We start from the raw sequence: 22,101 nt of genomic DNA, 5'->3' as shown, positions 1-22,101 counted from the left end.
ATACTCCTTGTATACAAGCTGTATGCGCAACCCCCAATTTCGGAGGACAGATGCCTGAGCTGCGTTTCACCCTTCCCGACGGCCAGGAACGGACCACCGAGGTCCACACGCTCCTGAACGCCGGATACGCCGGTCGCAGCCAGGAAGACGTGGCCGCCCACGTGGCCGAACTGGCCGAACTCGGCGTCCCCGCGCCCTCGGTGATCCCGGCGCTCTACCCGGTCGCGCCGTACCTGGCGAGCCAGACCGAAGAGGTCCCCGTGCAGCACGAGCGGACCTCCGGCGAGGCGGAGTGGGCCATCGTCATCACCGGGCCCGCTCCGGAGGACGTCCTCCTGACCGCCGCCTGCGACCACACCGACCGGGCGCTGGAAGCGCACGGCGTCGCGTGGAGCAAGAACGCCGGCCCCGACGTCCTCGCCGCCAAGGCCTGGCGACTCGTCGACGTCCAGGACCGGCTCGACGACCTCACGCTGTCCGCCTGGGCCGGGGAAACCTTGATCCAGCAAGGAAAACTCGCGGAGCTGCTGCCGCCGTCGTACTGGCTGGACGTGCTGCGCGAACGTGGACTGCACGCGCCGGGCACCGTGCTGATCTCGGGGACGATCCCGATGGTGCACGGCGTCGACCAGTTCGCCGACGCCTGGCGCGTGGAACTGGGCGACCCGGCGACCGGCGAGACGATCGAACTCGCCTACCGCGTGCGGCGGCTGCCCGAACCGATCGGCTGAAGCAGTCTGCCGAGGAAGGCGCGATATTCGTCCTTCATCGGCAACTCGCGCTCTACGCGGACGCGGCGGCGGGTCGCGGCGACCTCGATCTCCCGCACCGGATCGAAACCGGTGCGCTCGTAGGTCTCCCAGTACAGCCCGACGCCGCGCCGCTGCCAGGCGGGCAATTCGGCGAAATTGACACCGTGGGCGAAGAGCATCTCGTTCTTCTCGGAAACGCCGGCGCCTTCCAATGCGGCCCCGGCCTCACTCGCCGTTTTCCCGGCCTGGCGCAGGGTCCAGTAGCACCAGCCATTGAGCGCGCAGCGCGTCGCGTCGGCTTGGCGCCACGAGAAGTAGTCGATGACGTCCTCCGCCGTCGTACCGAGCCAGACCCGGCCGTCGAAGTGCGCCGGCGTCCCGGCCGCGTGGGTGAACGCGGCCGACGCGACCCCGGCGGAGATCGACACGAGCTTCTCGACTCCCCGGCCGAACAGGTCGGCGGCGGGATCGAGGAGGACCGAGATCTCGTCGCTTTCGGTGTAGACGTACGGCGAGGCGAACTCCGCCATCAGGGCTTGGGCGGTCTCGGCCATGCACTCACCGAAACGCGGGTCGAACGGCTTCTCGAAACGCGCTTCGGTGAACTTGGAGAACCCGCGGCCGTCGACGCGGAGCACCGTCCAGGAGCCCGGCGGGACCGTCAGGCCGTGGAACCACTCGCGTTCGCGTTGCCTCGCCTCGAAGTCGGTGAACTCCACCTTCACTCCCGTTCCACGACGAAACCGCCGTCGCCGTCGAAACCGACGCTGTACAGCTCGTCGAAACCGTCTTCGGCGCCAGGCCGCCGCAGCCGCTTGAGAGTCGCATACAGACCGACGTCGGGCACCCGGGTTTTGCCCTTCCGGAGCGCGTTGCGTTCCTGCGAACCGACGAAGTCGGGCGGGAACCAATAACCCTTGACGCGTACGCCGTGCCGTCTCGCGACCTCGATCAGCGGCGCCCACTCCTCCGGCGACGGGTTGGTGTTGTCCACGACCACCGGGCGACCTTCTTCCAGCGCCTCGTCCAGCATGCGGAGCTGGCGGGCCTGCCGTCGTTTGGCGTTCGGGAAGAGGTCCTTGCTGAGGTGGACGTGCGTGTTCGCGAACTCCCGGCGGAAGAACGTCGTCTTCCCGGACGCCTGGAGCCCGATCAGGATCACCACCTCGACCACATCCGACAACCTAGCCGAAGAGTTAGGTAAGGCAATAATGAATAAGGATTGCCTTCATTTACCGGAAACGTTTCCTCTCGCCTGAAACCGTTCTTCGTGTTTCACTTAAAAGGTGACAGAAACCATCTCCGACGAATCGACGTCGCATCCGCACGAACCGCACAAGGGCCTTGGCGGCAGGTTGAACTGGCTGCGTGCCGGCGTCCTCGGTGCGAACGACGGGATCGTGTCGGTGGCGGGCATCGTGGTCGGCGTCGCGGGTGCGACCACCGATTCGACGACGATCGCGACGGCGGGAATCGCGGGCCTGGTCGCCGGCGCGCTTTCGATGGCGGGCGGCGAATACGTCTCGGTGAGCACCCAGCGCGACACCGAACGCGCGCAGTTGCGGCTGGAAAAACGGGAACTGAAAGAGATGCCCGAGGCCGAGGAACGGGAACTCGCGGAAATCTACGAGTCGAAGGGCCTTTCCCCGGACCTCGCGGCCGAGGTCGCCCGCGAACTGACCGAAAGGGACGCGCTGCGGGCGCACGCGGAGGCCGAACTCGGCATCGACCCGGGCAATCTGACCAGCCCGTGGCAGGCGGCGTGGGCGTCGCTGGCGGCGTTCACCGTGGGCGCCCTGCTGCCGCTGCTGTCGATCGCGTGGACGTCGACTTCCGCGCGGGTCTGGGCGTGCGCGTCGGCGGTCGTGGTCGGCCTGGCACTGACCGGCTTCCTCAGTGCGAAACTCGGCGACGCCCGGGTCGGGCGGGCGATCGCGCGCAACGTCGGCGTCGGCGCGCTGACGATGCTGGTGACGTACTACGTCGGTGTGCTTTTCGGGACGACCGTCGGCTGAACCGGTCCGGCTCAGGAGCCGGTGAGCGTCCGAGGCTCGGCGGCGCAGCGGATGTTGCGAAAGCCACTTTCGCAACGTTGAAGGTTGTGAAAGTGGCTTTCGCAACACCCCGCGGGGCGTGACTCGCGTGCCTGGGAAGCCGCCTCACGACTGAGACCCGCATACAAACGGCGAAAGGCCCCTTCATCGCGAATTCCGCGACGAAGGGGCCTTTCCTTGCACAGTACGAGGATCGCTCGTCAGTGCGGCATGAAGCGCGTCAGTGAACGCCCTTCATCAGCTTGCGGATCATCGGCGTCGCCACCAGGAGCGCCACACCGACCACGATGGCCACCCCGCCGACGATGCTGAAGTAAGGCGCCTCGTCGTCGACCGAGTAGTACTCGGCGAGCTTCCCCGACATCGCGGTACCGAGCGAAATGGACAGGAAGTTCAGCGCCACCATCTGCGTCCGGAACGCCTCCGGCGCGAGTTTGGTCGACAGCGAGAGGCCGACCGGCGAAAGCATCAGCTCCGCCATGGTGAACACGAACAGGATGCCGACCAGCGCGATCAGCGGGCTCGCGTTCTTGCCGCTGCCCACCATCGGGAGGAACAGCAGGAACGCCGCACCCATGACGACCGTGCCGAGCACGAACTTGACCGGCGAAGACGGCTGTTTCGGGCCGAGTTTCGTCCAGATCGCGGCGATCACCGGTGCGAACAGGATGATGAACACCGGGTTGATCGAGTTGACCCACGCCACCGGCATCTCCCAGCCGAAGATCGTGCGGTCGAGCCGCTCGTCGGTGTAGGCCGCGACGACGGTGAACTGCTGCTGGTACAGCGAGAAGAAGGCCGCGCTCGCGATGAACATCGGGATGAACGAGTACACCCGGCTGCGTTCGTCGGAGGTGATCTTCTTGCTGGTGATGATCACCACGAAGTAGACCACCGAGATGATCGCGACGGCCCAGACGACGACGTCGACCAGGTTCGCCGGGTTGATCACGCCGAAGACCACGAGCAGCACGATCGCCGCGACACCGACGGCGGTGCCGATGTAGACCAGCGGGCGCTGCGACGCGGGCAGCGGGTTCGGGATCTCACTGGCCTTCTCGCCGAGGTTCTTGCGGCCGATCGTGTACTGGATCAGGCCGAGCGCCATCCCGACGGCGGCGAGTCCGAAGCCGACATGGAAGCCGATCTCGCTCTGCGCGAGCCCGGTCAGCAGCGGTCCGACGAAGCCACCGATGTTCACGCCCATGTAGAAGATCGTGAAACCGCCGTCGCGGCGCTCGTCGCCGTCCGCGTACAGCGTCCCGACGATGGCCGTGGCGTTGGACTTCAGCCCGCCACTGCCGACGGCGACGCAGACCAGGCCGACGCCGATACCGGCCAGCCCGGGCAGTACCGCCAGGCTGACGTGGCCGATCATGATCAGGATCGCGCTGTAGAACAGCGTCCGTTCGGAGCCGAGCACGCGGTCCGCGACCCAGGCGCCGATCACGGCCGACAGGTAGACCATGCCGCCGTACGCGCCGACGATGCCGAGCGCCGAGGCCTTCGGCAGCGCGAGGCCGCCCTGACTGACTTCGTAATAGAGGTAGATGGGGAGAATGCCGAGCATCCCGTAGTACGAGAATCGCTCCCACATCTCGACGCCGAAGAGGTTCGCCAGCCCTCGTGGGTGCCCGAAGAACCTCGTGTCTTGCTGGACCTCGGTAGAGGTACTCACCATGCCGTCCTTATCGAAGACATCGTTGTCGGTTTTCAGTTGACATGCTAGAAGCCCAGCATGTGGACGGGACACCGACGTCCGGACCGATCTTGTGGGATCCGCCATGACCGCGAGATTTCCCCAGCTCGAAGCGTTAAAATCTTGTCAAGGTGCGCCGGGAAGTCTGGTCGGCAACAGTATTCGTCGTTGCCGAAAACCGGAGGATGCCGTGTCCGGCCCGAACCGTCCCGCGAAAGCCGTCGTCGCCGACTTCGCCCGCTATCTCCGTACCGAAACGACCGGCGGGCTGATCCTGCTCGGTGCCACCGCGATCGCCCTGCTTTGGGCGAATTCGCCCTTTGACGACCTCTATCGCACGATTCGCGATTTCCGGCTCGGTCCCGAATTCCTGCACCTGGATCTGACGATCGGCGACTGGGCCAAGGACGGTCTGCTCGCGCTGTTCTTCTTCGTCGCGGGCCTCGAACTCAAACGCGAACTGGTGGTCGGCGAACTCTCCCGGTTCAAGCAGGCGATCCTGCCGGTGGTGGCCGCGATCGGCGGCATGATCGTCCCGGCGCTGGTCGCGCTCGCCGTCGGCTGGGGGACGCCGGGGATCGACCGCGCCTGGGCCATCCCGGTCGCCACCGACATCGCGTTCGCGCTGGGAGTGCTGGCGCTGACCGCGTCGAACCTGCCGAGCAGCGCCCGGGTCTTCCTGCTGTCGCTGGCGGTGGTCGACGACCTCGGCGCGATCCTCGTCATCGCGATCCTGTTCACCACGAAGTTCGACCTCGTCGCCGCGGGTGTCGCCGTCGTCGCCCTCGCGCTCTACGCCTACCTGCAGCACCGCCGCGTCCGCAGCGCCTGGATCTACGTCCCGTTGGCGCTGATCACCTGGGTCGCGGTCCATTCGGCGGGTATCCACGCCACCATCGCCGGCGTCGCGCTCGGCCTGCTCACCCGCGTCCGTGCCGACGCGGGCGAGGAACACGCCCCGGCGATCCGGTTGGAGCACCGGCTGCAGCCGTGGTCGGCCGCCGTCGCCGTGCCGATCTTCGCGCTGTTCGCCGCCGGTATCACCGTGAACGCCGACTCGCTCGGAGCGGTCTTCACCACGGCGTTGCCGCTGGCCGTCCTGATCGGCCTGGTCGGCGGGAAGCTCGTCGGGATCTTCGGTGCCAGCCTGCTCGCGGTGAAGTTCAAGCTCGCGGAGAAACCTCGCGGGATGGGCTGGCGGGACATCGGCGCGTTGTCCATGCTCGGCGGCGTCGGGTTCACCGTCAGCCTGCTGATCGCCGATCTCGCACTCGACGGCGAGTCCGTCGAACTGGCGAAGACGGCGGTCCTGATCGCCTCGGCCATCGCCTCGCTTTCGGCCGCCGCGATGCTCGTGCACCGCAGCCGCGTGCACGCCCGGGACGATTGAGGACGCGACACTCGCCGGTCCGCCGCGCCCGGGATGAGGGCACGTGGCACGATGACCGGTGTGAGCAGCCCCAAGCACGAACGCACCGGCCCCGACGGCGTGGGGGCCGTGCCCTACCTCCCCCTGTCGAGCGACGACGACGTGGTAGCGAGCGAGCAGTCCCTCGGGAAGCTCGTCGGCGATGCCACACAGCACGTCTCGACGCTGATCCGCGCCGAGGTCGAGCTGGCGAAGTCCGAGGTCGTCGCGGAGGCGAAGAAGGGCCTCAAAGGCGCCATCTTCTTCCTCGTCGCGCTGGTCGTCGGGCTGTACAGCTCGTTCTTCTTCTTTTTCTTCCTCGGCGAACTGCTGTCGGAGTGGCTGAAGCGCCCGGCGGCGTTCGCGATCGTGTTCGGGCTGATGCTCGTCACGACGATCGCCGCGGGCTTCCTCGGCTACCTGAAGGTGAAGAAGATCAAGGCGCCGGAGCGCACGATCAACAGCTTCAAGGACACCGCCGCCGCGTTCAAGCCGCACCGCGACGACTCGCCCGCCGACCACAGCTGACGGGTCTTCGAGGCGGTGCAGGCGACACCGGATCCGTCGATCGTCCGGCTCGACGGACCGTGGACGCATCGTGACGTCTCGGCGAACGGCATCCGGCTGCACGTCGCCGAACTCGGCGACGGGCCGATGGTCCTGCTGCTGCACGGGTTCGCCGAGTTCTGGTGGACCTGGCACCACCAGCTGACGGCGCTGGCCGACGCCGGTTTCCGCGCGGTCGCGGTGGATCTGCGCGGATACGGCGACTCCGACAAACCCCCACGCGGCTACGACGCGTGGACGCTCGCGGGCGACGTCGGCGGGCTGATCAAATCTCTCGGCGCGCGCAAGGCCCACCTCGTCGGGCATGCCTGGGGCGGCATGCTCGCCTGGACGGTGGGCGCGCTGCATCCCCGGCTGGTCTCGTCGGTCAGCGTGCTGGGCGGCGCGCATCCCCTGGCGTTGCGGGGCGCCGTGCGACGGCCGGGGCAATTGCGCGCTTCCGGCCATCTGTTCCGCTTCCAGGTGCCGATGGCGCCGGAAAAATGGCTGGTCAAGGACGACGCCCTCGCCGTCGAGGAGCTGTTCCGCACCTGGTCCGGTCCACAATGGACGGAAACCGCCGACTTCACCGAGGCCGTGCGGAACTTCCGGCAGGCGATGCTCGTCCCCGGCGTGCCGCACAGCGCGCTCGAGTACTACCGATGGGCGTTCCGCGCGCAGTTCCGCGGCGAAGGCCGCAGGTTCAGCGAAGCACTCCGAGGCCGCTACGCCGCCCGAGTACTGCAAATCCACGGCGAGGACGACCACTGCGTCCTGCCGGAGACCGCGGCCGCGTCCCGCCGCTGGGCCCCGGAAGCGCGCCTCGAACGCTGGCCCGGCATCGGGCACTTCCCGCACCTGGAAGCCCCTGAGCGCACTTCGGCCGCGCTGCTGGACTTCCTCCGTATCTTGGAAGCATGACCGAACGCAAACCGACGGGGGTCTCGTTCGAGTCCTGGGTGGACCGGCAGGTCGGCGCGGCGCAGGCGAAAGGCGATTTCGACGACCTTCCCGGCGCCGGGAAGCCACTGCCCAAGACCGACGGCAAGGACACCGCGCTCGCCTGGGTGGTGAACAAGGTCCGCACCGAAGGCCATGACGTGTCGGCGCTGCTGCCGCCGTCGCTGGCCATCGCCAAGGAACTCGACGACCTGCCGGACACCCTTGCCCGGGTGCGGCGGGAAGCGCGGGTGCGGGAGATCGTCGAGGACCTGAACGAGCGGATCCGCGCGGAGCACCGGCGTCCGGCCGGCGGGCCGGTGCTGCGGGCCCGGCCGCTGGACGTGGACGAGGCCGTTGCGGACTGGCGGAACGGCCGTCCTTCGTCAAGCCCCGGATGACATGAAAGCCCCGTTACTTGCAAATTTTGCAAGTAACGGGCCGTTCATAGCACGCGCGCGGCCGCGAAAGGGCTAGTTCGCGCAGGGACCGGTCGACGTGTTCGCGCTCAGCGACGAAGCCGTGTCCACCACCGGCTTGACCTGCTCGGACGTCAGGGTGAAGCCGGTCTCCGGGTCCTCCACCGCCGCACCGAAGACGACCCCGATGACCTCGCCGTCCGGGTTGATCATCGGCCCGCCGGAGTTACCGCTGCGGACCTGCCCGCGCACGGTGAACACGTCGCGCTGCACGGTGTTCGACTCGTAGATGTCCGGTCCGCGCAGGTTGATCCGGCCGCGCACTCTGGCGGACGTCGCGGTGTACGGGCCGTCGAGCGGGTAGCCGAGCACGATCGCGTCGTCACCCGCCCGCGCGACCTGCTGCTTGAAGGGGAGCACCGGCGCCTGCAGCCTCGGCACGGCGAGCACGGCCACGTCGGCCTCGGGGTCGAAGTAGACGACCCGCGCGGCGAACTTGCCCGATGTCGACTCGATGGCGACCTCGTCGGTACCCGCGACAACGTGCGCGTTGGTCATCACGCGCTGCGGCGCGATGACGAATCCGCTGCCTTCCAGCGCTCGCGAGCACGAAGTCGCGTTGCCGCGGATCTTCACGACACTGTCGTGGACCTGCCGCACGATCGGCTTCGCCTGCAGCGCGGTGTCCGGCGGGCCGGTGTCCTGGACGTTCGGCTTCTGGAACGGGTCCACAATGGACGGGAAGCCGGAGGCGTCGAGCAGCTTCCGCAGTTCGGTCGGGAAGCCCTGCGCCGCCTCGGGCATGACGTCGTTGACGCCGCCGAGCACCACGGAGCTGTTGATCGACTTGGCCAGCCCCGGCACCCCGGAGACCGCGGTGAGCGGCGTCGCGATCAGCCAGGCGACCACGAACACCACGGCGGCCTGCACGATCGCGCCGAGCGTCTTGTCGACGCCGGAAAGCTTGTCGGGATTGATCTTCTGACGCAGTCTCCGTCCGGTCCAGACCCCCAGGGTCTCGCCGAGCGCGACCAGGAACACCACCGTCGCCACCGCGAAGGCGACCTTCGCCGCCGGATGCTCGAAGAGTTCGACGACCAGAGGTGCGATCTTGATCCCCGCGAGCGCGCCCAGCACCACCCCGACCAGCGAAGGAAGGGCGATGATCACCCCCTGGAACGCGCCGGACACGCCGGCCAGCAGCGCGAGCAGGATCACCAGTACGTCAACCCAGTTCACCGGTGACTACTCCTTCTCCGGCACTTGCCGCCCGTCGACCCGCGCCTGATGTTCGGCCAACGCTACGTCAAGCTCCCGGACGTCGCCGTGGTCCCATTCGCGTTCCCAGCCCCCGAGCGAAAGCGTCATCGCCAGCAGCCCGCCCGTGAAACCCCAGACGAACAGCCCGCCGACGTCGAACGCGGGCCCCTTCCAGCCGAAACCCTTGCGCATGACCTGGAACCGGTTGGCCGGATCGGTGAGTTCGGCGACCGGCACCCTGGCCACCGCCGCCGTCTCGCCCGGGTCGACGGCGTGCACCGGGGACGGCGTCCGCCAGTAGGCGAGCACCGGCGTCACGGCGAATCCGGACACCGGCACGAACAGTTCGGGGAAGATCGCCACCGGCAGGATCCCGGAGGGTTCGACGCCGGTCTCCTCCTCCGCCTCGCGAAGCGCGGTGCCGACCGGTCCGTCGTCACCCGGCTCCGCACCGCCGCCGGGGAAGGCGACCTGGCCCGCGTGCGAGCCGAGGGTGTCGGCGCGGCGCTGGAGCAGCACGTCCGGCCCGTCCGGGCCCTCGCCGAAGAGCATCAGCACGGACGCCGGCCGGTAGCTGGCGTCCGGCGGCACGCTGAACCTGCTGAAGGTGTCGGCGCCGACGTCCCGGCTGATCTTGACCAGCGGTTGCAGCCACTCGGGCACGGTCTCCGGGTCCACGAGGGGTCCGGTCATGGGGTCCCTTCCGCTGCGGCGCGCACCTGCTCAGTGTTCAGGAACACGCGTGGGTTCTCGATGAGCCGGACCTCGCCGGCCGCCGTGACCAGATACGTCGCGGGAAGTGAGGAAGGGACCTTCAGTGCCGTCCGCACCGGCCCCGACTGTCCGTCACCGTCGAAGACCGACGGCAGCCGGACGCCGAGCTCGGAGAGCAGACCCAGCCCGTCGGCCCCGGAGCTCGCGACCTGGACGAGAAGCACCCGCGCGGCACCCGGCTGGGCGGCGTATTCCTGGAGCAACGGCAGTTCGGCGCGGCACGGCTCGCACCACGACGCCCACAGGTTGACCAGCACGGGACCGCCCGAAAGCACGCGGGCGAGGTCGACCCGGGAGCCGTCGCCGAGGCATTCGACGTCGACCCCGCGCAGCTTCGCGACCTCACCCGGACCGGGCGGCGGGCACGCGGCGAGCGCCGCCTTCGACCGGGCGGCGGTCAGATCGCCCGACGTCCTGACCGGCTCCTTGTCGTCACGGGCCGTGAGCAACGCGACGATCAGGGCCACCACCAGGACGGCGGCACCGAGGGCCAGTTTGGTGACCCTGGTCACCCGCGCGCCGCCAGATCCAGGATGTGCTCGCGTTCTTCGCCCTTGACCAGCTTCGCGGCCTCTTCGAACCCCGTGGGACCGGTTCCGTACGAGGGGCACATCTTGGCCAGCGGACAGGCTCCACAGGCGGGTTTACGGGCGTGGCAGACGCGGCGGCCGTGGAAGATCGTCCGATGCGAGAGGAGCGTCCACTCCTTGCGCGGGATCAGCTCGGCGACGGCGTGCTCGACCTTGACCGGGTCTTCCTCTTCGGTCCAGCCCCAGCGGCGCACCAGGCGGCCGAAATGGGTGTCCACGGTGATGCCGGGGACCCCGAAGGCGTCGCCGAGCACGACGTTGGCCGTCTTGCGGCCGACACCGGGCAGCGTGACGAGGTCCTTCAGCTTGCCGGGCACTTCGCCGTTGTAGCGCTCCACCAGGGCGGCGCCGAGACCCATCACCGAATTCGCCTTGGCCCGGAAGAACCCCGTCGGGCGGAGGTACTCCTCGAGTTCGGTGCGATCGGCGCCGGCGTAGTCGGCCGCGGTTCGATAGCGCGCGAAGAGCGCGGGGGTGACCTGATTCACGCGGACGTCGGTGGTCTGCGCCGAAAGCACGACCGCGACCAGTAGTTCGAGCGGAGTGGTGAAGTCAAGCTCGCAGTGCGCGTCCGGGAACTCGTCGTCGAGGCAACGCTTCATCCGCCTGGCGCGTCTCACCAATGCGAGCCGGCTTTCACCCTTACCCCCCGCGCGGGGGGCATTGGTGAGGGCAGGAGGCACCCCGATAGCCTACGGGCGCCATCGGACGAGCCAGTGGGAGCACCCGCCGGTCGACGGCCGACACGCCAGAACACCACCTCGGCGCTTCGATCGAGGACGCCATGAGCGAGGATCTGGAGTAATGCACAGCTTTTCGGAATTCCCGGGGCAGGGCGCATGACGGTCTGGTTCGTCATCCTGGTCCCCTTGGTGATCATGTTCTTCGCGTTGTTCATGGAACGCGTGGAAACCCGGCTCAAGCACGTCGCCGTGCAAGAGAACGAAGTCGAGGAGTTCCTCGAGCAGGCGCAGCCCAACGAGGTCAGGGCCCTTTACGGGCACGGCATCGGACGCGCCCTCGAGCTCTTCCGGCTGCGCAGGCTGGGCGGGAGGGCGGCCAGGCTACGCGCGCGACGCGTGCGGAGTTAGGCTCCACGTTCGAGCGAGATCGTTCCCGGCACCGACGCGCCAGCGGCGAGCCGACGGGCGATCTCGCCAGCACGCCCTAGACTGACGCGAAAAGTGATCGGCGACACGATCCTCGGTAACGAGGTTCGGCGTCGTTTCTCGATGAGGAGGCACCCGAGGTGGACGAAACCCTGGCCCGAGCGGGCATTTTCCAGGGTGTTGAGCCTGCAGCCGCCGAGGCGCTGGCACAGACCTTGGAATCCGTGGAGTTCCCGCGCGGGCATGTCATCTTCAACGAGGGTGAACCCGGCGACAAGCTTTACATCATCCAGTCCGGCAAGGTGAAGATCGGCCGCAAGTCACCCGACGGCCGGGAGAACCTGCTGGGCATCTTCGGCCCGTCGGACATGTTCGGCGAACTGTCCATTTTCGACCCCGGCCCGCGGACGTCCAGCGCGACGACCGTGACCGAGGTCCGCGCGGTGACGATGGACCGCCCGGCGCTGCGGCAGTGGATCTCCACTCGCCCGGAGATCGCCGAGCAGTTACTGCGCGTCGTCGCCCGTAGGCTGCGCCGGACGAACAACATGGTCGCCGAGCTGATCTTCACCGACGTCCCCGGCCGCGTGGCGCGGGCGCTGCTGCAGCTCGCGCAGCGTTTCGGCAGCCAGGAAGCCGGTCTGCTGCGGGTCACGCACGACCTGACGCAGGAAGAGATCGCCCAGTACGTCGGCGCCTCGCGCGAGACCGTGAACAAGGCTCTCGCCGACTTCGCGCACCGTGGCTGGCTCCGTCTCGAAGGCAAGAGCGTCCTGATCCTGGACCCGGAGCGCCTGGCGCGCCGCGCTCGCTAGATCTTCACCCTCAACTGCCGCAAGTAGTCCTCTACTTGCGGCAGTTGTGCGTTCAACTACCGCATTCAGAGGACTGAATGCGGTAGACACAACGAAGAGCCGGGCGCCACCCCCGACGTGGCGCACCGGCTCTTCGCTGTGCGCGGACCATCCCCCGACGATCCGCGCTCCCCGCCCTCCGGAACAAGGCCCCGACCCGTACGCCGGAGGGAGTTGGAGATTGTGTGCTGTTGTACAACCATCCACGGCCGTCGGCCGTGAACTCAAGTTCTTTCACTCTCAAGGACGCCATCTGCGTCGATTTGTTGCCCTGAATGACCCAAAATGGGCCGAACGTTACTCGATCGTGATGAACCTGCCTGCTTCAAGGTTCGTAGTACCCGAAATCCGAGGGTGACAAACCTTACCGCCGCAGATCTGGTACTCGCGTACCAAAGTAGGTCATACTGGTACGCGTGTCCCAGTCTGTGTCCGCATCCGCCGAGAGCCACCGCACCTCCCTCGCCGACTACAAAGCCGCGCTGACCGCGCCCGGGTCGCGCGGGGCGGTCGTCGCGTCCCTGCTCGCCCGCCTGCCGATCGCCATGATCGGCATCTCCGCGCTGCTCTACGTCCAGCGCGAGACGGGCTCCTTCGCCTCGGCCGGCCTGGTCTCGGCCGGCTCGCTCGTCGGGGTGTCCGTCGGCGCGGTGGTGCAGGGGCGGCTCATCGACCGCTTCGGGCCGACGCGGCCCCTGCTGACGACCACGGTGCTCTTCGCGCTGGCGATGACCGGGCTGATCTTCGCGATCGAGGCGCACGCGCCGACGCTCGTACTGGTCCCGCTGGCCTTCGGCACCGGGATCACCGAACCGATGGTCGGCTCCGCTTCACGGGCGCTGTGGACACGCCTTCTCCCGGCGGGGCCGACGCGGAACGCCGCGTTCTCCTACGAGGCCATCAGCATGGAGGTCTTCTTCATCCTCGGCCCCGGATTCGCCGGGCTGCTGATCGCCGCGCCGTGGGCGGGTACCGGCATCGTGACCGGTTCGCTGACCATGATCGCGGGCGCCGTGTTCTTCGCGCTGAGCCCGACCGTGCGCGCTTGGGGACCGGCGCCGTCGGCGGGCGGCAAACTGCTCGGCGCGCTGGCCAGCCCCGGGATGCGCACCCTCGCGATCGCCGCGCTGGGCTTCGGCGCCGTGATCGGCTTCGTCGAGGTCGCCGTCCCGGCGGCCGCCACCGAAGCCGGGAACACCTCGATCGGCGGCCTGCTGCTTTCGGCCTGGTCGGTCAGTTCGGTCGCGTTCGGCGTCGCGTACAGCCTGCGCCCGTGGCCGCGGCAGATGGGCCTGCGGCTGCCGGTGCTGCTGGCCGGGTTCGGCGCTCTCGTGGCGCTGCTCGCCCTGCCGGGTTCGCTGTGGGGCCTCGCGCTGGCCATGCTCGCCGCGGGCGCGCTCATCACACCCCAGTCGACGACGCATTCGGCCGCGATCGAGATCGCCGCGCCGAAGGGCACGGCGGCCGAGGCGTTCGGCTGGGTGCTCACCGCGGTGACCCTCGGGCTGGCCTTCGGGCAGTCGATCAGCGGCTACCTCGTCGAGCACGCGGGCACCGAAGCGGCGTTCCTCGCCGCCGGCGGTGTCGGATTCGCGCTCGCCGTCGTGGTGTGGCTGCTGCGCGGCACCTTCCGCCCCCAGCCGCCGGTGACCGTCGCCGAGACGCCCGAACTTGTCGGTGCCGCCCGCTAACTTGCGGGCATGGACCTGACTGCCGCCACCCGCTCCCTCTCGTCCGCCGTCTCCGCCGCCGCACGGCTGCTCTCGGCCCGTTCCGGCCTGCTCCTGCGAGCCGGGCGGGAGGGGCTGACGGTCGGCGGGAACGACAGCGAACGGGCGGTCCGCCTGAACAGCGACGCCGTCGTGCACACCGACGGCGAGGTCGTGGTCCCGGCCGGGCCGCTCGCGGAAACGCTGCGCATGCTCGACGACGAAAGGGTGCGCCTGGTCGTCGAGGGCTCGCGGCTCGCCGTGCGGGTGGAGGGCGGCCGGTACGCGATTCCCTTGCTGAGCCGGGAACTGAGCCTCCCGGACATGCCTCCCCGCGTGTCCGAAGTGGATGGTTCGGCGCTGGTGACCGCGCTGCGCACCGTCGCGGGGACGGCGGCGAAGGACGACGCGCTGCCGATGTTCACCGGCGTCCGCGTACAGAGTTTCAGTCGCGAACTGCGGCTGACCGCGTCCGACCGATACCGTATGGCCGTGGCCACCGTCCCGCTGCGCGCCGAAGGCGAACCGGTCGACGCGCTGGTCCCGGCGGGCCTCCTGGCCGAGACGGCGAAACAGGCACGCGGCACCGTCGGCCTGCACGGTGATGGCACCCGCTTCGGCCTGAGCTGGTCCGGCGTCGCCGTCACCACCGCGGTTCTCGACGCGGGATTCCTCTCGGAGAAGCTGATCGAATCGTCCACTGTGGACACGAAGGTCGAGGTCTCCGCCGATGCCCTGGCCTCCGCCGTCCGCCGTGTCGGCGTCTACGCGGACGCGCGCCGAGTACTCACGCTGGAGGTCGGCGACTCGCATCTGCGGCTGGCCAGTTCGAAGCAGGACACCGGTGAGGCCGAGGAGACGCTGAAGGCCGAGGTGTCCGGCGGCCGAACTTCGCCCTCGTTCCAGGCGCGGTACCTCTTGGACGCGCTCCAGGGTTTCTCGGGCGAGCGAGTGCGGCTCGATATCCAGCCCGGGATGCGGGCCTGCGTGATCCGCTCGGTGGACCCTGGCGAGGTGGCGCTGACCTACTACGTGATGCCGATGCTGCCGCGCTGAAGTCGTGAGTGACCGCTGGGGTCGTGAGTGACAAGTAGGGTTAGAACCAACATTGCCACTCACGACCCCGATCGAGAACCGGATATTTAGGCGCTAATCGTACATTCGACTGTCGAAAAGTGTCCTTTGTGGATAGTCAAGGAGTGAGTGGGCTTCACCGGCAAGTCCAGACCCGTGCCGCGAAGAGCTCCTGCAATGAAGCAGGCCCCGCAGCAGAGATCCGGCCACGCCACATTTGCCTTACCCCTCAATAGAACCCGAATCGCCGTTCACGGGCGACCTCGACTCAGCGCGGCCCGCCGGAGAGACAGCGTTGCGAAAGCCACTTTCGCAACCTTCAACGTTGCGAAAGTGGCTTTCGCAACATCTGCCACGGGGCTCGCCCGCCGAAACCCCGCCCGAACGCTATGAACGGCCCGTTACTTGCAAATTTTGCAAGTAACGGGCCGTTCATAGCACTTGGCGACTCAGGCGGAGGCGGCCTTCACGGCGGCTTCGATCTCCGCGAACGAAGGGTTCACCATCGCCTTGGAGCCCACGAAGACCGTCGGCACGACCTCGTTCCCGTTCGCCACCGAGCGCACCCGTGCGGCCGCGTCCGGATCCTCCCAGATGTTGACCGCCTTCACCTTGTAGCCGCTCTTCGAGAGCGGCCGCTCCAGCGCGGCGCAGAACCCGCATCCGGGGCGCCAGTAGAACTCGACCTCTACGTCACTCATTCGCCGTCCTCCGACCTCAGGTAGTCCAACTGCGCCTGCACGCTCCACTCGGCGGGCGCCCACAAAGCCTTGTCGACGTCGGCGTAGACGACCTCGACGACCTGGCGCGGGGTGGCGTCCGCGCCGAGGACCTTCAGTGCCGAACGCACCTGATCGAGCCGTTCTTCCCGGTGCGCCAGGTATTCGCGCGCCGTCGTGGCCAGGTCGGGGAGCTCGGGGCCGTGGCCCGGCAGGCCGACGGTGCCGGCGGGCAACTCGATGAGTTTCCGCAGGGAGCGCAGGTAGTCGCCGAGGTCGTGCAGCACGGTCGTGCCGCGGCCGAGGATGGTGTCGCCGGTGAGGATCTGCCCTTCCGAAGTCAGGCAGATCGAGTCTTCGGTGTGCCCGGGTGTGTGCAGCACCGAGATCTCCAGGCCGCCGGCCCGGACCACCTCACCGTCCACAAGGGACTTGCCGCCGACGCACAGCGACTCGTCGAAGGCCCGCACCGGGGCGCCGACGCGTTCGGCGAACCAGGGGGCGCCCTCGGCGTGGTCGGGGTGGTGGTGGGTCAGGATGATCAGTTCGACGGCGCCGGTCCCGGCCAGCAGCGTCAGATGCTCGATGTCCTCGTGACCGGGGTCGACGACCACGGAACCGGCCGCGCCGGGACCGCGGAGCACCCAGGAGTTGGTGCCCTCCAACGTCATCGACGACGGATTGTGCTCCAGTAGCACGGAAGTCGTCGGCGTGACCTGGCGCAGTACGCCGTATGCGGGGGCGCTCACGCCGGGTCCAGGACGACGCGGACCTTGTCGCCTTCGCGCACCAGCGTCGGCATGATCTTCACGATCTCGCGCTCGACGGCCCGCGCCGCGGCCGCCGAGCCGAACTCGCCCAGTTCCGCGAGCGTGATCCAGGTCGGTGGCATGAGCATGCGGCGCCCTTCCTTGGCGTCGGCGATGGCGTCGGCCGGCCGCTGCCAGCCGGAGCTGACGGCCTCGGACGTGGCGCTGTCCGCCTCCTGCCCCTCGGGCAGCACGGCGACGAAGAAGCAGGTGTCGTAGCGGCGCGGTTCCTCGGGCGGCGTGACCCAGTTCGCCCAGGGGCGCAACAGATCCGCGCGCAACGTGAGGCCGTTCGCTTCGAGGAACGCGGCGAGTGAGAGTTCGCGGGAGACCAGCTTTTCGCGGGCGTCGTGGTAAAGCGTCGCGTCGGCGACGACGGTGTCGCCGATGCTCGCGAGGAGTACGCCCGACTCTTCGAACGTCTCCCGCACGGCCGCGCACACGAGGGCGCGGGCGAGCGATTCCTCGCAACCGAAGCGTTTCGCCCACCAGGCGGGTTCCGGACCGGCCCAGCTCACCGACGCGTCGACGTCGCGCGAGTCCACGCCGCCGCCGGGGAAGACGGTCATCCCGCCCGCGAACGGCATGCCCTTCACGCGGTGCTGCAGGAAGACCTCGACGCCTTGCGTGCCGTCGCGGAGGAGGATCACGGTCGCCGCGTCCTTGGGCGTCACCGGCGTGCCGCCGGCGTTCGCGCGGGTGCCCACCCCGGCCCCCACCGGGATGTCGAATGTCAGTTCTTCAGCCACACCCGCAACCTAACATCGCGTTTCGTCCTCTGGTTGCGGTAGTTGCGCGTGCAACGACCGCATCCAGAGGACGAAACGCGGGGACTTGCTAGGACGACCAGCTGGAACCGCTGCTGCGCGAAGCCCCGTTGAGCCGGATCTTCGCCGCTTCGGCGCGTTCCCGTTCGGCGAGCTCGGCGTGCAGTTCGCGCAGGAGCGCGCGATCGCGTTCGCTCAGGCTCGGGTCGTCGAGGTCGAGAGCGGGCAGCTCGACGACCTCGTGCATGCTCGGCTTGCCGGTGGCGATCTCGCGGCCCTTTTCCGGGTCCTCCTTGAGCGCTTGACGCAACTGAGCCACCTCGGCCGGGGTCAGGTCGGCCGTGCGCTCGGCGCGGGTCTCCGCCCGCGACTTGCGCGGCGGCGCCTGCTCCGAAGACGACACAGAAGACACAGACGACACCGGAGACACCGAAGACGTCGACGACGAAGGTGCGGGCGACGCCGGGGCCGGCGCCTGCTGCACGATCGGCACCACCGGCGCGATCGGTTCGGAGGTGCTGCCGACCGGCCTCAGCCCGTGCCTGCTCGGCTGCTCCTTGACCGGCTCGGGAGCCGGGGCGGGGGCAGCGGGCGGGGTCACCGGCTCCGACCGAAAGTCACTGGAATGGGCACTCCCGGTGACCCAGACAGGACTCGCGGCCGACGACGCGGCCTGGTGGTACGCGGACCGTGCGACGCCGGGGCCGGCGACCTCCACGACCGAGCGGATGCCCGCGCGGCGAAGCGCGGTGTCCACGCGGAACGCGACCGCGGGCGGGTTGCCCTCCGGGCCGATCTCGACCAGGACGACCCGCTGTGGCAGCGCGCCGGGCACGCTCCCGGCGGGCGTGTTCCGCCATACCGCGTGCACCGAGCGGACGTCCGGCAGCACCTGGAGGGTGCGGTCGAGCGCCTCGGCGAGGCCGAATTCGGGCTGGTTCTCACCGGTGAACCGGTGGGTGAGCACCTGCTCGTCCTCTTCGACGAGCAGGTCGTTCGCCAGGGTGGCGTCGGACCTGCTCATCTCCAGGACGAGCGCCAGCTCACGCTGTTCGGACGAGGTCACCGGGATCTTCCCCGCGATCAGGGTGCCGGTGGTGAGCTCGACCGCTTCGTCGATGTGCGCACGCGCGATCAGCTCACGCGCTTCGGTCAAAGCACTGTCGTCGATTCGACCCGCCAGGGCCAGTAACAGGTTGTGCAGGCGCAGGGGCACCGAGAACCCGTCCATGGGCGGGCCGTCGTGGACCTCCACCATTGCTCTGCTCCCTCCCGGCTCGCCTGGTGGTGCGAGCGTTAAGCGGCGACCAGCCGACTTCCCGTGTCCACCGCGCCCACACAGACCAGCTCGGAGTTGGCGAGCGCGGTGCGGTGATAGCCGGTGAGGTCGATGCTCGGCGGGAGAACCTCGACGCCGGGCTCCTCGTCACCGAGCACGCGCAGGACGCGCTGAAGCTCGCCGGTCAACCTCGGCAGCCCGTTGAGCGCCGTGACCAGGAGGACTCGTTTCGCCCCACCCTCGCCGACCACACCGAGGTGTCGCCAGCTTTGCCGCACTTCACCCACATCCGGCCGTCCCCGCAACGTTGCGTGGATCAATACGGACACAGAGTCGACGGAGTTCACCCATTCGGGCGCACTCTGCGTGAATGTGTACCTGGTCTCGGTGACGTCGTCTACCCCCAGGGTGGAACTCACCTGATGCCAGTCGGCCCCGTGAGGAATGAGCCCCGCGACTAGCAGGCGATACTCCGTTTGATCCAGGTCGATCCTGTGCTTAAGCAAAGACCTGGGCAGGGTCCGCGCGAGCGTCCCCATCGCGCCCTCGCCCAGCCAGTCGCGGAACCGCCACAGGAGCTGGTCCGGCAGACGTCCGGCCAGCCGAAGCAGGAGCTCGTGCGAGGACTTCTCGATGTCCGGGTCCATCACTTCACCTCCACGATCAGTTCGATCTCGACCGGCGCCCCGATCGGCAGCTCGGAGACCCCGACGGCCGAACGGGCGTGGATGCCCGCCTCGCCGAAGACCTCGCCGAGCAGCTCGGACGCCCCGTTGATCACCGCGGGCTGGCCGGTGAAGCCCTCCGCGGACGCCACGAACCCGACGACCTTGACCACGCGCACGACGTTGTCGATCCCGACGACCGAGTCCACCGCGGCCAGGGCGTTGAGGATCGACGTCCTCGCGTGCTGTTTCGCCTCTTCGGGGCTGACCTCGGCGCCGACCTTGCCGGTCGCCTGAAGCTCGCCCTTGACGAAGGGCAGCTGCCCGGCCGTGTAGACGTACGAGCCGGTCCGGACGGCGGGCACGTACGCGGCCAGCGGGGCCGCGACGGCGGGCAGTTCGATACCGAGCTCGGCGAGCCGATCGCTCCAGGTCATGGCTTCAATCCCCTAGTTCTTGGCTCGTTTGAGGTAGGCGACGTGCTGCTCGCCGGTCGGGTTCGGGAGCACGGTGACAAGCTCCCAGCCGTCCTCGCCCCACTGGTCGAGGATCTGCTTGGTGGCGTGGATCAACAGGGGGACGGTCGCGTACTCCCACTTGGTGGCGCTCATGCCCGGGAGCGTAGCCAAACCGGCAAGGGCGCCCGACACACATGCGGAAAACCCTCTCGCGACCCGTTCGCCGATTTCCCGTCGATGTGGTTCACTTCACACCTACTCGTGAGTAGATAGGACGCTGACATGCGGACAACGAAGTCCCTCGCCGCCGCCTGCCTGGCCGCGGTCCTTGCCCTGATCTGCACCTCACTGGCGAATACGGCGAACGCCGCCGACAAGCTCCCCGTTCCGTGGACCCTCGCCGCCGCCCTGCCCGCGCAGGCGGCGAATCCGGGCGGACCTCCGCCGGGTTCGAACGATTTCGACTGCCGTCCGAGCTCGACCCACCCCAACCCGGTGGTGCTGGCGCACGGTCTCGGCGCCAACCAGACGGTGAACTGGCAGACGTTCGGCCCGCTGCTCAAGAACAACGGGTACTGCGTCTTCTCCCTGACCTACGGGGTCCCCGGCGCGCCGCTGCCGATCTACCAGCCCGGCGGGCTTCTTCCGATGGAACAGAGCGCGAAGGAACTGTCGAAGTTCGTCGACAAGGTGCTCGATGCGACCGGGGCGTCCAAGGTGGACATCCTCGGGCATTCCGAGGGCACGCTGATGCCTTCCTATTACGTGAAGTTCCTCGGCGGAGCGTCCAAAGTGGACAAGTACGTCAGCCTCACCCCGCTGTGGGACGGCACCACGCTGTTCGGCGCCTCACATCTGTACGCGCTCGCCGTCACGCTGGGCCTGAGTCCCGGCATCAACGGCATCCTCGACCCGGCGTGCGGCTCGTGCCGCCAGTTCCTGCGCGGTTCGGAGTTCCTCTCGAACCTGCGTGGTGGCAACGGGATCTTCCAGCCGGGTGTGACGTACACGAACATCCTGACCCGCTACGACGAAGCCGTCGTCCCGTACACGAGCGGCCTCGGCAAGGGACCGAACGTGAAGAACATCGTCCTGCAGGACAGCTGCCTGCTGGACCTGGCGGAGCACGGCGGGGTCGCCGCCGACCGCAACGCGGCCGGGCACGTCCTCAACGCGCTCGACCCGGCGCACGCGAAGCCGGTGCCGTGCGTGCCCGCGTCCCCGATCGGGAGCTGATCGCTCCGCTAACGTGAGGTCTCGTGGAGACCTGGCGTGTGGTCGCGACCGTCCTTCTCGCCGTGGCGGGACTGCCGCTGGTGCTCGTCCTGATGGCGAAGGCCCGGGACCGGACGGACAGTTCGGGAACGGTCGCGGCCACCGGCGCGGTGGCCTTCGTGGTGCTCCTGCTGCTCGGTGTGGTGATGCTCACGGTGCTGCCCGGCGTCCTGACCTGGGTCATCGTCGCGGTGGTCGCGGCTGCGCTCGGCGTCATGCTGCTGGCGAGCTGAACACTCAATTAGGGTGGGACCGGTGAGCACTCCCCTTGCCGGCTGGACCGACGAACTCGCCAGAGCCAGGCTGCATTTCGTCACGGGCAAGGGCGGGACGGGCAAGACCACGCTCGCCGCCTCCCTGGGCCTCGCGCTCGCCAAAGGCGGGCGCCGCGTGCTGCTGATCGAGGTCGAAGGACGCCAGGGCATCGCCCAGCTCTTCGACACCGAGCCGCTGCCGTACGCCGAGCAGCGCATCGCGGCCGTTCCCGGTGGTGGCGAGCTGCGCGCGCTGCACATCGACGTCGAAGCCGCGCTCCTCGAGTACTTCGAGATGTTCTACAACCTCGGCTTCGCCGGACGGACGCTGCGGCGGATGGGCGCGATCGAGTTCGCGACCACGCTCGCGCCGGGCCTGCGCGACGTCCTGCTCACCGGGAAGATCAAGGAATGCGTCGGCCGGACCGAATCCGACGGCCGCCACACCTATGACGCCGTCGTCGTCGACTCCCCGCCCACCGGCCGGGTCGTGAAGTTCCTCGACGTCACCAAGGCCCTCACCGACCTCGCCAAGACCGGCCCGATCCGCGGCCAGGCCGACGGCGTCGTCCGGCTGCTGCACTCCGGCGAGACCGCCATCCACCTCGTGACGCTGCTCGAAGAGATGCCGGTGCGGGAAACCGTCGAAGCGGTCGCCGAACTCGACGGCGCGGATCTGCGCCCCGGC

At 68.6% G+C, this 22,101-nt stretch carries 27 protein-coding genes; 13 read left to right on the top strand and 14 right to left on the bottom strand.

Going from position 1 to position 22,101, the window contains the following annotated elements; translation table 11 throughout:
• The first annotated feature begins 50 nt into the window (after positions 1-50).
• Positions 51-731, top strand: a complete 681-nt coding sequence (locus H5J31_RS33515; RefSeq protein ID WP_181776685.1) for a DUF2848 domain-containing protein — start codon at positions 51-53, stop codon at positions 729-731.
• Here H5J31_RS33515 and H5J31_RS33510 read toward each other — a convergent pair.
• The gene (locus H5J31_RS33510) at positions 695-1,471 is read right to left on the bottom strand and encodes a tRNA(His) guanylyltransferase Thg1 family protein (protein ID WP_181776684.1); all 777 of its coding nucleotides are present in this window, start codon (positions 1,469-1,471) and stop codon (positions 695-697) included. The two genes, H5J31_RS33515 and H5J31_RS33510, sit on opposite strands and share 37 nt — an antisense overlap.
• 2 nt (positions 1,472-1,473) lie before the next feature.
• A complete protein-coding gene (locus H5J31_RS33505; RefSeq protein ID WP_181776683.1) occupies positions 1,474-1,926 on the bottom strand; it encodes an AAA family ATPase in 453 nt (150 codons plus the stop codon).
• 112 nt (positions 1,927-2,038) lie between these two features.
• On the opposite strand from H5J31_RS33505, the gene H5J31_RS33500 reads away from it, so the two are divergent.
• Positions 2,039-2,767, top strand: a complete 729-nt coding sequence (locus H5J31_RS33500; protein WP_181776682.1) for a VIT1/CCC1 transporter family protein — start codon at positions 2,039-2,041, stop codon at positions 2,765-2,767.
• A 259-nt stretch (positions 2,768-3,026) separates the two neighbouring features.
• Here the strand turns inward: H5J31_RS33500 and H5J31_RS33495 are convergent, their stop codons facing one another.
• A complete protein-coding gene (locus H5J31_RS33495; RefSeq protein WP_181776681.1) occupies positions 3,027-4,487 on the bottom strand; it encodes a peptide MFS transporter in 1,461 nt (486 codons plus the stop codon).
• Between the two features lie 208 nt (positions 4,488-4,695).
• Between H5J31_RS33495 and nhaA the strand changes: the two genes are divergently transcribed.
• From nhaA to H5J31_RS33475, 4 genes are read left to right on the top strand one after another with little or no spacing between them, the layout of a single operon-like run.
• Positions 4,696-5,895: a Na+/H+ antiporter NhaA gene (nhaA, locus tag H5J31_RS33490; RefSeq protein ID WP_181776680.1), complete on the top strand. Its 1,200-nt coding sequence runs from the start codon at positions 4,696-4,698 to the stop codon at positions 5,893-5,895.
• Positions 5,896-5,946: 51 nt separating this feature from the next.
• On the top strand, positions 5,947-6,441 hold the full coding sequence (locus tag H5J31_RS33485; RefSeq protein WP_181776679.1) for a phage holin family protein: 495 nt from the start codon (positions 5,947-5,949) through the stop codon (positions 6,439-6,441).
• 15 nt (positions 6,442-6,456) lie between these two features.
• Positions 6,457-7,380: an alpha/beta fold hydrolase gene (locus H5J31_RS33480; RefSeq protein WP_181776678.1), complete on the top strand. Its 924-nt coding sequence runs from the start codon at positions 6,457-6,459 to the stop codon at positions 7,378-7,380.
• The gene (locus H5J31_RS33475) at positions 7,377-7,799 is read left to right on the top strand and encodes a DnaJ family domain-containing protein (RefSeq protein WP_181776677.1); all 423 of its coding nucleotides are present in this window, start codon (positions 7,377-7,379) and stop codon (positions 7,797-7,799) included. The genes H5J31_RS33480 and H5J31_RS33475 overlap by 4 nt, the downstream gene beginning before the upstream one ends.
• Before the next feature lie 72 nt (positions 7,800-7,871).
• On the opposite strand, the gene H5J31_RS33470 is transcribed toward H5J31_RS33475, so the two are convergent.
• Genes H5J31_RS33470 through nth form a run of 4 tightly spaced genes read right to left on the bottom strand, consistent with a single transcriptional unit; the run spans position 7,872 to position 11,043 of the window.
• Positions 7,872-9,056: a MarP family serine protease gene (locus H5J31_RS33470; RefSeq protein ID WP_181776676.1), complete on the bottom strand. Its 1,185-nt coding sequence runs from the start codon at positions 9,054-9,056 to the stop codon at positions 7,872-7,874.
• A gap of 6 nt (positions 9,057-9,062) precedes the next feature.
• Positions 9,063-9,770 (bottom strand): NUDIX hydrolase, encoded by a 708-nt coding sequence (locus H5J31_RS33465; protein ID WP_181776675.1) that lies wholly within the window; start codon positions 9,768-9,770, stop codon positions 9,063-9,065.
• Entirely contained in the window at positions 9,767-10,363 is a 597-nt protein-coding gene (locus H5J31_RS33460) for a TlpA family protein disulfide reductase (protein ID WP_181776674.1), read from the bottom strand. The genes H5J31_RS33465 and H5J31_RS33460 overlap by 4 nt, the downstream gene beginning before the upstream one ends.
• Positions 10,360-11,043, bottom strand: a complete 684-nt coding sequence (gene nth, locus H5J31_RS33455) for an endonuclease III (protein WP_181776694.1) — start codon at positions 11,041-11,043, stop codon at positions 10,360-10,362. Before nth ends, H5J31_RS33460 begins: the two co-directional genes overlap by 4 nt.
• Before the next feature lie 237 nt (positions 11,044-11,280).
• On the opposite strand from nth, the gene H5J31_RS33450 reads away from it, so the two are divergent.
• The 4 genes from H5J31_RS33450 to H5J31_RS33435 all read left to right on the top strand — a co-directional run bounded on the left by H5J31_RS33450 (position 11,281) and on the right by H5J31_RS33435 (position 15,169).
• Positions 11,281-11,532, top strand: coding sequence for a hypothetical protein (locus tag H5J31_RS33450; RefSeq protein WP_181776673.1), 252 nt, complete (start codon positions 11,281-11,283; stop codon positions 11,530-11,532).
• A 158-nt stretch (positions 11,533-11,690) separates the two neighbouring features.
• Complete coding sequence (locus H5J31_RS33445) at positions 11,691-12,365, top strand: Crp/Fnr family transcriptional regulator (RefSeq protein WP_003081747.1); 675 nt, start codon at positions 11,691-11,693, stop codon at positions 12,363-12,365.
• Positions 12,366-12,832: 467 nt separating this feature from the next.
• Positions 12,833-14,095, top strand: coding sequence for an MFS transporter (locus H5J31_RS33440; RefSeq protein WP_181776693.1), 1,263 nt, complete (start codon positions 12,833-12,835; stop codon positions 14,093-14,095).
• A 9-nt stretch (positions 14,096-14,104) separates the two neighbouring features.
• Complete coding sequence (locus tag H5J31_RS33435; RefSeq protein WP_181776672.1) at positions 14,105-15,169, top strand: DNA polymerase III subunit beta; 1,065 nt, start codon at positions 14,105-14,107, stop codon at positions 15,167-15,169.
• A gap of 467 nt (positions 15,170-15,636) precedes the next feature.
• Here the strand turns inward: H5J31_RS33435 and H5J31_RS33430 are convergent, their stop codons facing one another.
• The 7 genes from H5J31_RS33430 to H5J31_RS33400 all read right to left on the bottom strand — a co-directional run bounded on the left by H5J31_RS33430 (position 15,637) and on the right by H5J31_RS33400 (position 20,037).
• On the bottom strand, positions 15,637-15,888 hold the full coding sequence (locus H5J31_RS33430) for a glutaredoxin domain-containing protein (RefSeq protein WP_181776671.1): 252 nt from the start codon (positions 15,886-15,888) through the stop codon (positions 15,637-15,639).
• Positions 15,885-16,655, bottom strand: a complete 771-nt coding sequence (locus H5J31_RS33425; RefSeq protein ID WP_181776670.1) for an MBL fold metallo-hydrolase — start codon at positions 16,653-16,655, stop codon at positions 15,885-15,887. Before H5J31_RS33425 ends, H5J31_RS33430 begins: the two co-directional genes overlap by 4 nt.
• A complete protein-coding gene (locus H5J31_RS33420) occupies positions 16,652-17,464 on the bottom strand; it encodes an NUDIX hydrolase (RefSeq protein WP_181776669.1) in 813 nt (270 codons plus the stop codon). The genes H5J31_RS33425 and H5J31_RS33420 overlap by 4 nt, the downstream gene beginning before the upstream one ends.
• Before the next feature lie 88 nt (positions 17,465-17,552).
• The gene (locus tag H5J31_RS33415; RefSeq protein ID WP_181776668.1) at positions 17,553-18,740 is read right to left on the bottom strand and encodes a hypothetical protein; all 1,188 of its coding nucleotides are present in this window, start codon (positions 18,738-18,740) and stop codon (positions 17,553-17,555) included.
• 38 nt (positions 18,741-18,778) lie between these two features.
• Complete coding sequence (locus tag H5J31_RS33410; RefSeq protein ID WP_037318589.1) at positions 18,779-19,408, bottom strand: hypothetical protein; 630 nt, start codon at positions 19,406-19,408, stop codon at positions 18,779-18,781.
• The gene (locus tag H5J31_RS33405; protein ID WP_181776667.1) at positions 19,408-19,863 is read right to left on the bottom strand and encodes a RidA family protein; all 456 of its coding nucleotides are present in this window, start codon (positions 19,861-19,863) and stop codon (positions 19,408-19,410) included. The genes H5J31_RS33410 and H5J31_RS33405 overlap by 1 nt, the downstream gene beginning before the upstream one ends.
• A 12-nt stretch (positions 19,864-19,875) precedes the next feature.
• On the bottom strand, positions 19,876-20,037 hold the full coding sequence (locus H5J31_RS33400; protein WP_005166970.1) for a DUF4177 domain-containing protein: 162 nt from the start codon (positions 20,035-20,037) through the stop codon (positions 19,876-19,878).
• Positions 20,038-20,166: 129 nt separating this feature from the next.
• Between H5J31_RS33400 and H5J31_RS33395 the strand changes: the two genes are divergently transcribed.
• The 3 genes from H5J31_RS33395 to H5J31_RS33385 form a co-directional block, all read left to right on the top strand.
• Positions 20,167-21,120 carry an esterase/lipase family protein gene (locus H5J31_RS33395; RefSeq protein WP_181776666.1) on the top strand — a complete coding sequence of 318 codons (954 nt, stop codon included), beginning with the start codon at positions 20,167-20,169 and terminating at the stop codon, positions 21,118-21,120.
• A gap of 23 nt (positions 21,121-21,143) precedes the next feature.
• Positions 21,144-21,392, top strand: coding sequence for a hypothetical protein (locus tag H5J31_RS33390; RefSeq protein ID WP_181776665.1), 249 nt, complete (start codon positions 21,144-21,146; stop codon positions 21,390-21,392).
• A gap of 22 nt (positions 21,393-21,414) precedes the next feature.
• A partial coding sequence (locus H5J31_RS33385) for an ArsA-related P-loop ATPase (RefSeq protein ID WP_181776664.1) occupies positions 21,415-22,101 on the top strand: 687 nt, incomplete at its 3' end.

The sequence above is a fragment of the Amycolatopsis pittospori genome, assembly GCF_013870525.1.
Taxonomy (GTDB): domain Bacteria; phylum Actinomycetota; class Actinomycetes; order Mycobacteriales; family Pseudonocardiaceae; genus Amycolatopsis; species Amycolatopsis pittospori.
The sequence above is the reverse complement of the archived record's forward strand: the minus strand, read 5'-3'. Positions and strand labels throughout refer to the sequence as shown.